Origin of the sequence: Seonamhaeicola maritimus, from assembly GCF_008056315.1 — a bacterium.
Classification (GTDB): domain Bacteria; phylum Bacteroidota; class Bacteroidia; order Flavobacteriales; family Flavobacteriaceae; genus Seonamhaeicola; species Seonamhaeicola maritimus.
Genome location: NZ_VRKQ01000008.1, coordinates 25,485 through 37,747, shown reverse-complemented (window position 1 = coordinate 37,747; position 12,263 = coordinate 25,485). Strand labels below are relative to the sequence as shown.

General features: G+C 34.0%; 11 protein-coding genes and 2 tRNA genes. 8 read left to right on the top strand and 5 right to left on the bottom strand.

The genetic code is table 11. From position 1 onward, the window contains the following. Window positions 1-168 precede the first annotated feature (168 nt). On the bottom strand, window positions 169-1,425 hold the full coding sequence (locus tag FUA22_RS00320) for an Ig-like domain-containing protein (protein WP_170309807.1): 1,257 nt from the start codon (window positions 1,423-1,425) through the stop codon (window positions 169-171). 254 nt (window positions 1,426-1,679) lie between these two features. On the opposite strand from FUA22_RS00320, the gene FUA22_RS18640 reads away from it, so the two are divergent. Both FUA22_RS18640 and FUA22_RS00310 read left to right on the top strand, forming a co-directional pair. Next, window positions 1,680-2,264, top strand: coding sequence for a VOC family protein (locus tag FUA22_RS18640; RefSeq protein WP_317132071.1), 585 nt, complete (start codon window positions 1,680-1,682; stop codon window positions 2,262-2,264). A 47-nt stretch (window positions 2,265-2,311) separates the two neighbouring features. Continuing rightward, entirely contained in the window at window positions 2,312-3,547 is a 1,236-nt protein-coding gene (locus tag FUA22_RS00310) for a glycoside hydrolase family 117 protein (protein WP_147765506.1), read from the top strand. 172 nt (window positions 3,548-3,719) lie between these two features. Here FUA22_RS00310 and FUA22_RS00305 read toward each other — a convergent pair. The 3 genes from FUA22_RS00305 to mutS form a co-directional block, all read right to left on the bottom strand. Continuing rightward, a tRNA-Leu gene (locus FUA22_RS00305) sits at window positions 3,720-3,803 on the bottom strand. Window positions 3,804-3,831: 28 nt separating this feature from the next. Further along, a tRNA-Gly gene (locus FUA22_RS00300) sits at window positions 3,832-3,903 on the bottom strand. A gap of 98 nt (window positions 3,904-4,001) precedes the next feature. Continuing rightward, window positions 4,002-6,614: a DNA mismatch repair protein MutS gene (gene mutS / locus FUA22_RS00295; RefSeq protein ID WP_147765505.1), complete on the bottom strand. Its 2,613-nt coding sequence runs from the start codon at window positions 6,612-6,614 to the stop codon at window positions 4,002-4,004. Between the two features lie 167 nt (window positions 6,615-6,781). Here mutS and FUA22_RS00290 point away from each other — a divergent pair, with 167 nt between their 5' ends. The 6 genes from FUA22_RS00290 (at window position 6,782) to FUA22_RS00265 (ending at window position 11,015) form a co-directional block, all read left to right on the top strand. Beyond that, window positions 6,782-7,312, top strand: a complete 531-nt coding sequence (locus FUA22_RS00290) for an RNA methyltransferase (protein WP_147765504.1) — start codon at window positions 6,782-6,784, stop codon at window positions 7,310-7,312. 10 nt (window positions 7,313-7,322) lie between these two features. Then, window positions 7,323-8,147 (top strand): hypothetical protein, encoded by an 825-nt coding sequence (locus FUA22_RS00285; protein WP_147765503.1) that lies wholly within the window; start codon window positions 7,323-7,325, stop codon window positions 8,145-8,147. A 13-nt stretch (window positions 8,148-8,160) separates the two neighbouring features. Further along, window positions 8,161-8,703 (top strand): Crp/Fnr family transcriptional regulator, encoded by a 543-nt coding sequence (locus FUA22_RS00280; protein WP_147765502.1) that lies wholly within the window; start codon window positions 8,161-8,163, stop codon window positions 8,701-8,703. Window positions 8,704-8,770: 67 nt separating this feature from the next. Then, the gene (locus FUA22_RS00275; RefSeq protein WP_147765501.1) at window positions 8,771-9,430 is read left to right on the top strand and encodes a head GIN domain-containing protein; all 660 of its coding nucleotides are present in this window, start codon (window positions 8,771-8,773) and stop codon (window positions 9,428-9,430) included. A gap of 32 nt (window positions 9,431-9,462) precedes the next feature. Beyond that, window positions 9,463-10,122: a class I SAM-dependent methyltransferase gene (locus tag FUA22_RS00270; RefSeq protein WP_147765500.1), complete on the top strand. Its 660-nt coding sequence runs from the start codon at window positions 9,463-9,465 to the stop codon at window positions 10,120-10,122. Between the two features lie 125 nt (window positions 10,123-10,247). Next, window positions 10,248-11,015 carry a hypothetical protein gene (locus FUA22_RS00265; RefSeq protein WP_147765499.1) on the top strand — a complete coding sequence of 256 codons (768 nt, stop codon included), beginning with the start codon at window positions 10,248-10,250 and terminating at the stop codon, window positions 11,013-11,015. A 49-nt stretch (window positions 11,016-11,064) separates the two neighbouring features. On the opposite strand, the gene folK is transcribed toward FUA22_RS00265, so the two are convergent. Beyond that, a complete protein-coding gene (gene folK, locus FUA22_RS00260; RefSeq protein ID WP_147765498.1) occupies window positions 11,065-12,195 on the bottom strand; it encodes a 2-amino-4-hydroxy-6-hydroxymethyldihydropteridine diphosphokinase in 1,131 nt (376 codons plus the stop codon). Window positions 12,196-12,263 lie beyond the last annotated feature (68 nt).

Here is a 12,263-nt window from a genome sequence, read left to right as displayed (position 1 = left end):
TATTTAACCAAACAATAAAGGGCATGGTTTTAGACACCATACCCTTTAACAAAACTAATTAAAACTAAACTAACGGTTAATTAATAATTTTATATCCTACTTAATCATTTTAAATTCTATTGCAATTAGAGAGTAATTAATCCTTTTAAACATAGATTATTCTTGAAATTAATTTGCCTCCAATTTCCAAGTACGAACCCAATCTATTCGCATCGTATTAATACTATCATCATTTAAATCTTCTTTATTAGCCAGTCCTCCTAAATAGCATTCATCCGCAGTCCATAAATCCCAAATAAGTTCCAGTTCTAAAGAAAAATCTTGATTTGTAGTTACTTTACCCGCAGGCTCTCCATCCAAGTAGAACTGAACCGTACGTTCATCAATCCACCAACAGCCTACAATATGATAATCTTCATTCCAAGTTTTATCTTTCTTCGGATTCTCTGGCAACAACCATCTTGTATCATAATTATCTTCATGTCTTTCTGTTACGCCATTTTTCGCAATGAAATACTGAGAATTCATTTGTGTTGGAAACAAATGAGTTGTCCATGGGAAATTCGGCGTATTTGTGGACGTATCTATACATGCCTGCGTTGGTTTAGAATTGTTTTCAACTATATCTATTTCATCGCGGTCATCAATGTCCCCATTATTCATCCAAAACGTATTAAATGCAGAAATATGAGCAGTCTTCATACTACATTCGGTATACATAGGATAGCTAATCTTAGTAGTTGAATGTACTCTAGCGGTTTGAAACCAGAGTGGATCAGATCCTAGAGTAGCTTTTATACAAAGCTTACCATCTTCTGTAAAAAAGTTAGATCCCATAGAAACAGGTGTATTTCCATAATTCCAATTTGAATAAAACCATTTCTTCGAATAATCATAAGGTGTAGTCCCTATATCCAACGTTCCATCAAACTCATCCGATAAGGCATCTACCTTAACCCATTTTTTTCCAGTTGGTGTAGTATCATCTATAGACACAAAAGATGGGAAATTAGGATCCATATTTTCAAAATCCTCTACTGAGGGTCCAGGGACTTCGTTTACCGTTATATCAACTAAAGCGGTATCTTCATTGGCATCCTTGTCTGTAATTCTATAAGTAAAACTATCACTTCCAAAGAATCCACCATTTGGCACATATTCAAATACACCGTCACTTACTTCTGTAGCATTTCCATTTGTTGGGGGATTAACTAAATTATAGTTATTAGTATCTCCCCCACTAGGCCCTAAATTATCATTTACGGATACATCTATTTGATTGTCTAATCCAGAACTGCTGTTTTCATTAACAGTAAGAGAATCATCATTTGCTGTAGGTCCAGTTGGTCCATCGCTAGAACTTGATGAACACGAAACAAGTAAAATTATCATAATACTGTAAACATGGAATAAGCGAGTTTTCATAATATGTTGTTTTTAGGTCTTGAACTGAATTTTATTGAGTTAATTCTGAATAAAAGGTTTTTAAAAATGAAGCAAAAGTGGAATTTCAACAATGCTTCTTGAAAGTAATATTACAAAACATTACACTTTTAATATGTTGTTGTTTACCTGTTTAAAGTGATTGTCTAGTTTTTATTGAGGAACAGTTGATAATGTGAGATTCTGAGATTTCAAATATTTCAATTGTTCAGTTTTTATTGAGGAAAGTAGAGCCTATGTCGAACATAAATTATTATAATTTCGTAGAAACGCCATTTAATATGAAAATTAAGATTAGTAGAAAAAACATAATTGAATCGAATCTTGTATTGAGATACTCCTTTTTTATAGTATTCTCTCTAGTTTGCACAGGTTATAGTTACGCGCAGAGTTCAGATTCATCAATTAACATCGAAGAAATCAAACCTCAAGCTCGTGTAACGGGATTAAAATATATATGCGTGCATGTACTTGAACTTGAGAAAACCATGAAATTATACCGAGAAATTCTCGGATTCAAGTTGGCAGATGCTGAGGTTCTTCATGGCCCAATGCTTGAAGGTATGTTAGTCATGAGACTTAAAGCTGGTGACGTGACGATTAGCTTATCTCTCACCGCACCAGAATTTTGGGATCAGGTTGGGCCGATTGGAAACACCAATCACAACCATTTCATGCTTAAAGTTAATAATATTGGTCCAATTGGAGATAAGCTAAAAGAAGAGGGGTATGAATTAGAGAATGACAATTACACTCAGGACAAATACACATTTTTCAAAGGCCCAAATGGAGAAATCATAGGGCTTTCTGCTTGGGATTAGTATCCTGTCTAGTTTATTATAACACAACTAAATAGAAATAATTTAAAATGAAAAGGTTTGAAATAAATTTGTTTTCACTTGTCATTTTCTTTAGTGTTTGGACAAGTTTGATTGGACAAACTACCACGTATGAAAGCGCTTCCTATAAACGTTTTCGTGAGGGTAAGATTCATTATGAGAAATACAATGAGTTTAACACTCAGTTCAAATATGTGAAACTTGAAGGATTTGAATTTGAAAAAGGAATTGAACGTTACTACCCTTCAAGTGTCATAAAAGTAGATAATACATACTATATGTGGTACTCCAAGCCACCTACTTATTCTGAAGTGGTTGGACCAAAGGAAGCGACAGATTCAACAAGAGCGTTTCATTGGGATTTATGTGAGGTCTGGTATGCTACTTCTGAAGATGGATATAAATGGAAAGAGCAAGGTGTTGCTATTCAACGGGGTCCAGCTGGACGTTATGATCATCGCAGTGTATTTAATCCTGAAATATTAGTTGCAAATGGTAAATACTACCTGTGTTATCAATCGGCAGAAAGCATAAAACATGCCCGTTGGGGAAAAAGTTTTAAGACAGCTGGTGATTTTGTTCCAAACGTTATTGGAATGTCTGTTGCTAATTCGCCTAATGGTCCTTGGAAGGCCTTAAACGAACCTATTCTGAAACCAGGGTCACAAGAAGATTGGGATGGAGAAGTTATTCATGAACCTACTTTTATTGTTAAAGGAGGGAAATACTTTATATACTACAAAAGTGATGGCCGATTACCTTGGAAGCCTAACATCTCTTCTGGAAAATTTAATAAAGAACATGCAGACATACCTCTGGCAACGGGAGTTGCTATTGCTAACCACCCCGAGGGTCCCTATATTAAATCAAAATATAACCCTGTATTGATGGGAGGACACGGAAGTATGTTTTGGCCATATCGTAACGGAGTGTGTGCTACTTTAGCAGAAGGACCGGAGAGAAATAGTATACTATTCTCTGAAGATGGAATCAATTTTTATCCAGTTATTCAGGGACTGGTTGTTCCGATGGGTGGAGGCGCTTATCGTCCAGGAAATTTTAATGATGTTGATATACAGCCAGGGCAAGGTCTAACTTGGGGCGTAGGTCATGCATTTTATCCTCAATATCATTTCGTGCGATTTGAGTGCAACTTGTCTTTAAAGAATGGTGACAGAGTACAGAAAGAATATAAAATGGTTCGAGACTATATGAATGGTGATGGATATAAGTTTGATGCTGCCTTAGATTCCAGTAACAAATAGAATAATAAACAAACTAATCCTTACTCCGAAATTCTTTTTACTATAATGAGTCACTTTTAAATACCAAAGTCGACGGTTTAGATTAACCGATGTTCATGGGCATGTGGTTAAGGATATTTTGGCTTAAAGAATTAAAAACAAAAAAGCCTCTATCTTTCGATAAAGGCTTTTGTACTGAAGGCGGGACTTGAACCCGCACGGCCCAAAGGCCATTGGATTTTAAGTCCAACGTGTCTACCAATTCCACCACTTCAGCAACTTGGTATATTTTAAGAAAGTATCAGAGCGAAAGACGGGATTTGAACCCGCGACCCTCACCTTGGCAAGGTGATGCTCTACCCCTGAGCTACTTTCGCAGTCTTTTATATGAACATACAACCTCTCGATTGCGGATGCAAATTTAAAATATTTCTAGTAAATGCAAAGCCTTTTATAAAAATAAATAAAAAATATTTTATGCGCGCTTTTTTTTGACCAACATACGCTTAATCTCATTGAGTTTCATGAGGGCTTCAACAGGCGTAAGTGTATCAATATCAATATGAAGTATTTCATCTTTGATGTTTTCAAGTAAAGGGTCATCTAAATTAAAAAAGCTTAACTGCATTTCATCATTTAAAGTCTTTACCTTATCTGTTAACTCTTCACTGGAGTGCGATTGCTCCAATTTCTTTAATATTTTGTTAGCCTTGTGTAATACCTGTTGAGGCATTCCAGCCATTTTAGCTACATGAATACCAAAACTATGGGCACTACCACCTTCAACCAATTTTCTTAAAAACAACACATTGTCCTTTAACTCTTTTACTGATACATTGAAGTTTTTAATACGTTCAAAAGTTTCAGTCATTTCATTAAGCTCATGGTAATGAGTAGCAAATAATGTTTTTGGTTTTGCCGGGTGTTCATGTAAATACTCACTAATAGCCCAAGCAATAGAAATGCCATCATAGGTGCTGGTACCTCTTCCAATTTCATCTAGCAAGACTAAACTTCGTTTCGAAATATTATTTAAGATAGAAGCCGTTTCATTCATTTCTACCATAAAAGTAGACTCTCCCATTGAAATATTATCAGAAGCTCCTACTCTTGTGAAAATCTTATCTACCAGACCTATACGGGCTGCATCTGCAGGAACAAAACTTCCTATTTGAGCCAACAACACTATTAATGCCGTTTGACGTAAAATAGCCGATTTACCAGACATGTTAGGACCTGTAATCATAATAATTTGTTGCCCTTCTCTATCTAAAAACACATCATTGGCTATATAAGCTTCACCAAGTGGTAATTGCTTTTCTATAACCGGATGACGCCCGTTTTTAATTTCCAAATCATGCGACTCATCAATGGTTGGATAGATATAATTGTTATCCTTGGCCAACTGAGCAAAACCACATAAGCCATCTAACTGCCCAATTAAAAAGGCATTTTGCTGCACGGTTTTAATATACTGATTCATCCAAACCACCAAATCTGCAAACAACTGCTGTTCTATAACCTGAATTCTATCTTCGGCTCCTAAAATTTTAGCTTCATATTCCTTCAATTCTTCAGTAATATAACGCTCTGCATTTACCAAGGTTTGTTTTCTAATCCACTCTTCAGGAACTTTATCTTTATGCGTATTTCGAACTTCAATGTAATACCCAAAAACGTTGTTAGAGGCTATTTTTAATGATGGAATACCCGTACGTTCACTTTCACGCTCCAGCATGCCATCTAAGTAATCTTTTCCTGATTTTGACAAACCCCTAAGCTCATCCAATTCAGCAGAAAATCCGGGAGCAATGGCATTACCTTTCAATACGTTTACAGGAGCTTCTTCATTAAGTATCTGCTTTATTTTTTCACGAAGAACATCACAACTTTGAAGATTATCACCAATAATGCGTAATGATTCATTAGTACAATGAGAAGCTAATCCTTTTATTGGAATAATGGCCTCAAGTGAGTTTTTAAGCTGAATCACTTCACGTGGATTCACTTTTGCCGTAGCTGTTTTAGAAATAAGACGTTCTAAATCACCTATATGCCTAATATAACTTTGAATCTTTTGAAGTGTTGCATTTTCCTTTGTTAAAAAATCCACCACCTCATGACGTTGCTTAATTTTATCTAAACTCTTTAATGGAAGCGCCAACCATCGTTTAAGCATACGCCCACCCATTGGTGAAATGGTTTTATCTATAACCTGTAATAAGGTTACAGCATTCAAATTGTTTGAATTGTATAACTCTAAATTCCTAATGGTAAATTTATCCATCCACACATAATCATCTTCTGCAATTCTAGAAATTGAAGTGATATGCTGCAATTTATGGTGCTGAGTTTCCCCTAAATAATGCAAAATGGAACCCGATGCTATAATGCCTTCGTATAAATCTTCAATACCAAAACCTTTAAGAGTCTTTGTATCAAAATGCTTTATTAGAGTTTCATAAGCATAATCGGTTTGGTAAACCCAATCCTCTAAATAAAAGGTGTGAAAATCGTCTCCAAAAACTTCACTGAACTGACCACGTTTTTGTTTAGAAACTAAAACCTCACTTGGATTAAAATTTTGAAGCAACTTATCAATATATTCTGCATTTCCTTGAGATGTTAAAAACTCTCCAGTTGAAATATCTAGAAATGAAACCCCAATATATTTTTTATCGAAATAAACCGAACACAAAAAGTTGTTAGATTTTGACACCAACACCTCGTCATTAAGTGCTACACCTGGAGTCACCAACTCGGTAACACCTCGTTTTACAATTTTCTTAGTGAGTTTAGGGTCTTCAAGCTGATCACAAATAGCAACACGCTCTCCTGCCTTAACTAGTTTAGGTAAATAGGTGTTCAATGAATGGTGCGGAAAACCTGCCAATTCTGTCTCGCTCTCACTTCCGGCTCCTCGTTTGGTAAGTATTATACCTAAAATTCCCGCTGTTTTTACAGCATCTTCACCAAAGGTTTCATAAAAATCACCCACTCGAAACAACAATAATGCATCTGGATACTTTGCTTTAATAGCATTGTACTGTTTCATTAACGGGGTTTCCTTTTTTGCTTTTTTAGCCAATGGTAAAGTGATTTTTTAGTGTTATTTTTGACAAAATTGTAGCATGCAATGTACCATTAATTTCATGTTTTTTGAAGTTGATTTTTTAGAAGTTATCTACAATTAAAGGGAGATTTCAACAATAGATTACCACATCCTTCGTCTCTCAACGTTATAAAAGATGAAACATGCGCAAACTTAAAAACAGCGAACTAGACAGATTAAGTATAGAAGGTTTTAAAACAGCAGAAAAGACACCGCTCATTATTATTTTAGATAATATTAGGAGCTTAAACAACATTGGCTCTGTGTTTAGAACGAGTGATGCGTTTTTAATTGAGAAGATTTACCTCTGCGGAATCACCGCCACACCACCCCATAAAGACATACATAAAACAGCACTTGGAAGTACTGATACCGTTGCTTGGGAATATGTTGAAAACACTATTGATTTAGTTGAAAAACTAAAACAAGAAGGTGTGAAAGTATGTGCCATTGAGCAAGCTGAAAATGCAACTATGCTTAACGACTTTAAACCTCAACTACTAACAACATATGCCTTAGTTTTTGGAAACGAAGTAAAAGGCGTCTCTCAAGAAGTGGTTAACACCAGTGATATTGTTGTTGAAATTCCTCAATTTGGAACCAAACATTCATTGAACATTTCAGTAAGTTGCGGGGTTGTGATATGGGATATATTCAGTAAATTTAAAAACTAAAAAAATTACAATGAAAATAAATTTTAATCTATCACTTTTAGTTGTAATTCTTTTTTCTGCCCTTACTACTTATGCCCAAGAAATTCCTATTGAATATTTTAATATGGAATTGCAAGCAAACAATCAAGAACATAGTAAAGCCGTTTTAATTAATGAAATTGACGGTGTTAGTACAGAGCATGTTACTATATCTAGCGCCATTACAAAAAAAGTTGAGCTTGATGAAACACATAAAACTATTTATTTATTTATAAAGGGATTTGGCGAGCTAACTTCGGGTGGCAAAACCTACGAAATTGTTCCTGAAACAATTATGTTACCTAATACGGTTGAAGACATAGTATTTAAACCCCTTGAAGGTGATACGCTTCACTATATTAAAATATCTGTTTTACAAACAGAGCTGGACAAAGTAGATATAAAAACCTTCCCGAAAGAAAACACAGAAACTATCTATTTTAAGAAGTTTACAGATTGTAAATCGTATACAGAACCTATTAAAAGCCCACAAACCACCAGCAGAACTATTTTACCTAACAAATACATTCCAAGAGTTGCTATGGGTACTGTAAAAACAATTGGTCCAGATGCAGTTGGCGCGCATGTTCATGCTATGTTAGAGCAACTGTTTTTAGGGCTTGCAGATAATCAAACTATAGTATATGCGGATGATGCTCAAATTGATTTTCCTGAGCATTCCATACTACATATCCCATTAGGTTCAAGTCATTCCGTTGAGGTTAAAGACCATAAAGAAATGTACTATGTTTGGATGGATTTCTTTCTTGATAAAGATGGAGAAGAATGGTTAAAAACCCATAACACCAAAGAGTAATTCTATTTAGCTCATGCGTTTTAATATAGAAGACTTTCTTAAAACAGGACAAACTATTTCTTATGACAAATATGAGCACATATTACATCAAGGAGCGGTTTCTAATAAAGTTTATTTTTTAATTGAAGGCATTGTTAGGCATTATGTAATAGACTTACAGGGCAATGAAAAAACAATTCGGCTTTCAAAAGAAAATGATTTCTTCTACTCCTCAAATGTTAGTTTTTGGAGTGGCGAACCATCATATATTAATTGCCAGCCCTTAACAGAAGTGAAATTGCTGTGTTGGACTAAAGAGTTTCTGGACCGGTTAATTGAGGACACACCAGAGTTTATTGCTTTTGAAAACAAAAAATTAAAAGATTTTATTATAGAAAAGCATATTAAAGAAGTGGCAGGCATTACTAAAAATGCCGAGGAACGCCTTATAGAATTCAACAATAGAGACAAAGCACTATTCAACAGAATACCGCATCACGTTATTGCTTCGTATCTAGATATGACACCTGAAACACTTTCTAGAATAAGAGCAAAATTCAGAAAACAAAAATCTTGATTTAAATCAATGAGAAGCAAAATCTTTCGGTTTAGTTTTGACCTATCAATTAAAAAACGAACGAAAGATGAAAAATTTATCATTTATTACATTAGTGCTTACATTCATTATTTTAACATTTTCATGTTCTACGGATGTAGATTTTTATTCAGGATCTGAAGACCTCATTTCCGAAACCAGACACACCGGTGCTTTCAGCAAAGTATCCAGTGAAGGAATTATTACTGTAAATATTACTCAAGGCCCAACGGCAACAGTTGAGATAATTGCAGATGACAATATCATTCACAGAGTTACGACCAAAACCTCTAATAACAGATTAGAACTCTCTTTAAAGGATGGCAGCTACAGTAACTTGTCTATTACCGCCAACATTACCATGCCCAATTTAACTTACCTGGAAAATTCTGGTAGCGGTAATATGTTTGTCACCAACATGAATACAAATGACGCCATAACCATAAGTAATTCCGGCTCTGGAGACATTACCATGTCTGGAAGTGTTAACAATATGGCTTTGGAAAGTGAAGGTTCTGGAAGGTTTTACGGGTTTGAATATATCACCGAAAACGCAAAAGTAGAGATTGAAGGCTCTGGTGACTGTGAAGTTTACACCACTGAGAATTTAAATGTGGAAATTGACGGAAGCGCCAATGTTTATTACAAAGGAAGTCCAACAATTAGTTCTGACATTTCGGGCTCTGGCCATATTATGAATGAGAATTAAATTAGCTATTTTAGTGGGCATTCTAAAAGAGTATGAATAAAAAAATAAAGAAACCATGGCCCACTAAAGCTGTTATGACCCAGATTTACGATAAGCATCTTTGGGGAGGAAAAGAATTTGATTTTTATTCTGGAACAGGCTCTCACGACCCAAAAATTATAGAGCCTTATTTAAAAGCACTAATCACATTTTTAAAATCTTTTGCCGCACCTTTAATTGTTTCTGATTTAGGGTGTGGCGATTTTAATATTGGTAAACACCTAACCAAATACACTAAAAAATATATTGCCATAGATATTGTTGAAAACCTCATCAATAGAAATAAAAACCTGTACAAAGAAAAAAACTTAGAGTTTCATTGTTTAGACATTGTAACAGATGAACTCCCTCAAGGAGATTGTATTATTTTAAGGCAAGTATTGCAACATTTATCTAATGCTGAAATTTTAAAAGTCATTGAAAAAATAAAGACTTACAAATACGTGATTCTTACCGAGCATATTCCAGTAGGCTCGTTTACTCCGAACAAGGACATTATTTCTGCCCAAGGTATAAGGTTAAAACAAAGCAGTGGTGTTAATGTATTGGAAGCGCCTTTTCATTTTAAAACAAAAGACCAAACCATTTTAGATGAACATATTTTGGAGCATAATAAGGGGCGTATTGTTACAACTTTATATAAAGTATTCTGATTAAATTATTTGTAAGTTTTTATTTATAATTTATGTTGATTCTAAATGCTTTAAATTTTAACTTCGCCTTAATAGTGGGTATAAATCATTAAAACGAATTCATATCCTTGACGCCGCATTTAATTATGAATACGATAAAGCCTTCCATTGATAATGATGGATTACATAAATGTTTAGAAACCAAAATCAATATTCATCTTAATGGTTTAAATAAACATAACCAAAGCGACAATCAAAAAACGCTTGAACTATGTCAAGTTGGAAAGTTTTTATGTACTTATTTTCCAGATTATAATATAATTGAGACAAGAGAGCAACCTGATTTTATTATTTCAAATGGTTCTCATGCATTTGGCTTAGAACATCAATCAATATATAAAAGTGAAGTTCTAAAAAGAACAGGATTCTATGATAATATTGCCTTACTCGTAGAAAAAGAATTTGAGAAAGATTCTGATTTTCCGAATTTTTTAGTGAGTTGTTATTTGAGAAATGATATTGAATTCAGTAATAAAGACAAAAGAAGAATTTTAAATACATTTATAAGAGTAATTCGAGAATTTGTCTTAAATGATAATTTTTTGGAAAATGAGATAATCGATGATATCAGAAAAATGAATCATTCTCAAAAAAGTGTCAATGTTAATTTTGGCGGTTATATGGTTCCAATTCTTGAAAAAGAAAAACTTCTTGAAGCAATTCAAAAAAAGGAAAGAAAAATAGATGAATATATTAAAAACACAGAGAAACCTCAATGGTTATTATTATTGATAGGTGGAGTTGGCGCGCACTCCTATCGCATCAGAAATGACATGAATTTAGAATTTGAAACTAAATTTGAAAAAATTTTTATTCTCGAAGATTTTGATAATCGATTATATGAATTAAAATAAAACTATTAGCAACAAACAATATTCGAAACCGATAAGGTCAACCCCAAAATCAACACTCACAAATCTCGCTCAACAACCACAAATAATCATGTCGGTTTTTTACAAAATCCCTATCTGAGATATCAATGATTTTCACATTAAAATCTGGTTGGGTTTTTAAAAAATCTAAATACCCTTCATTTATTTTTTCCAGGTAGGAGTCTTCAATATTTTGCTCGTAGTCACGCCCGCGCTTTTTAATATTTTCCTGTAAGCGCGCTGTGTTTTGATACAAGTACACATACAACTCAGGCTTTGCAATGTCTTTGTACATTAAATAGAATAGCTTTCTGTAGAGTTTAAACTCATCTTCCGGCAAGGTGATTTTTGAAAATATAAGCGACTTAAACACATCATAATCACTAACAATAAAATCCTTAAACAAATCTAGCTGTGATAAATCATCCGATATTTGCTGGTATCTATCGGCTAAAAAAGACATTTCTAAGGTAAAAGCATATCGGGTAGCATCTTCGTAAAACTTAGGTAAAAATGGGTTATCTGCAAATCTTTCAAGAATAAGTTTCGCATTAAAATCTTGAGACATCATGGTTGCCAAACTTGTTTTACCAGCACCAATATTACCTTCAATAGCTATATAATTATACTTTGAAAAGTTATAGGCTTTCCAAGGGTTTTTCAACCAAATTTTAATAGGTTCTAAAACAGATTTGTCTTCACATTCCTCCAATAAAACAGATACTTCCTTCTTTAACTTTGGATGCTTAAATTTTGATGCAATATCGTTTAAAGGCTGCAATACAAAGCGTCGCTTCTGCATTTCAGGATGCGGCACCTGCAAGGTTTTAGAATCAATAATTTGTTCTTCTGCCAAAACAATATCTAAATCTATTGTACGTGCTTCATAACCCTCACCTTTTTTTCTTTGTCGGCCTAAAGATTTTTCAATATTCAATAAAGTTTTTAATACTTTTTCTGGGTCTAAATAACTCTTTAACACCAAACATGCATTAAAAAAATCATCACTTTCAAAACCAAAAGCAGGAGACTTATAAACTTTAGAAATTAAGATGAGATTACCAACCTCTGCATGAATAGCATCAACAGCCTCTTGAAGATTCTTTAGCTTATCGCCTTTATTGCTCCCTAAAGCAATATGATATGTTGTTGGTTGCATCATAAGAGGAGCAAAATAAAAAAAAGTAAATGGTTTCTTTTATATTTACGCAAGGTATTTATTCACAATTG

What these genes read in the sequence shown, in the direction of transcription:
- FUA22_RS00265 (WP_147765499.1), top strand. Translation starts at nt 10,248, where the DNA reads ATGAATACGATAAAGCCTTCCATTGATAATGATGGATTACATAAATGT.
- FUA22_RS00275 (WP_147765501.1), top strand. Translation starts at nt 8,771, where the DNA reads ATGAAAAATTTATCATTTATTACATTAGTGCTTACATTCATTATTTTA.
- FUA22_RS00270 (WP_147765500.1), top strand. Translation starts at nt 9,463, where the DNA reads ATGAATAAAAAAATAAAGAAACCATGGCCCACTAAAGCTGTTATGACC.
- FUA22_RS00290 (WP_147765504.1), top strand. Translation starts at nt 6,782, where the DNA reads ATGCGCAAACTTAAAAACAGCGAACTAGACAGATTAAGTATAGAAGGT.
- FUA22_RS00285 (WP_147765503.1), top strand. Translation starts at nt 7,323, where the DNA reads ATGAAAATAAATTTTAATCTATCACTTTTAGTTGTAATTCTTTTTTCT.
- FUA22_RS18640 (WP_317132071.1), top strand. Translation starts at nt 1,680, where the DNA reads ATGTCGAACATAAATTATTATAATTTCGTAGAAACGCCATTTAATATG.
- folK (WP_147765498.1), bottom strand. Translation starts at nt 12,195, where the DNA reads ATGATGCAACCAACAACATATCATATTGCTTTAGGGAGCAATAAAGGC.
- FUA22_RS00320 (WP_170309807.1), bottom strand. Translation starts at nt 1,425, where the DNA reads ATGAAAACTCGCTTATTCCATGTTTACAGTATTATGATAATTTTACTT.
- FUA22_RS00280 (WP_147765502.1), top strand. Translation starts at nt 8,161, where the DNA reads ATGCGTTTTAATATAGAAGACTTTCTTAAAACAGGACAAACTATTTCT.
- FUA22_RS00310 (WP_147765506.1), top strand. Translation starts at nt 2,312, where the DNA reads ATGAAAAGGTTTGAAATAAATTTGTTTTCACTTGTCATTTTCTTTAGT.